At 45.1% G+C, this 505-nt stretch carries 1 protein-coding gene; it reads right to left on the bottom strand.

Features of this window, described 5'->3' with window-relative positions; all coding sequences use genetic code 11:
• Positions 1-505: transposase (locus DWZ61_RS20340; RefSeq protein WP_243026468.1), on the bottom strand; the 505-nt coding region annotated here is incomplete at both ends.

Raw genomic sequence — 505 nt, forward strand, 5'->3', positions numbered from 1 at the left:
TTTTTTGAAAAAACCATCTTTGGTCATGGGGCGTTTATACGGCAGAAGCGGTGTGATACCATCATCCAGAAGTAACTTTGCTATCGCTGGTGTTTTGTATCCTGCATCGGCTACCAGTGTCTGAATGCCAATGTCTTTTATCTTATCATACAGGGATTTAAATGTCCGGCTGTCATGCTGGTTGCCGGGATTTACACTATAACCCAGAATCCATCCGTTTTTGTCACAGGCTGTCTGCACGGAATACGCAAAAACATTTTTATGTTCACCCTTTCGGAACCATCCGCTTTCCGGATCCGTTGTACTTTCCTTGACCGTTTTTTCTTCTTTTCCATCAGAGCTGCCACCACAGGAGGGGGGATCTTTGGGATCTTCCTTCTTTTCTTTCAGAGGCTTTTTCCCATGCGCTTCCCGGTCTTCATTGATTTCCTTCTTTAACTGCTCTTCGAAGAACAGTGCTTCCTCATCTGCAATCCGTTTCCGCATCTTTTTGCTGTTTGCCCGT

The sequence above is a fragment of the Clostridium sp. AF34-10BH genome, from assembly GCF_003478095.1.
Lineage (GTDB): Bacteria > Bacillota > Clostridia > Lachnospirales > Lachnospiraceae > Acetatifactor > Acetatifactor acetigignens.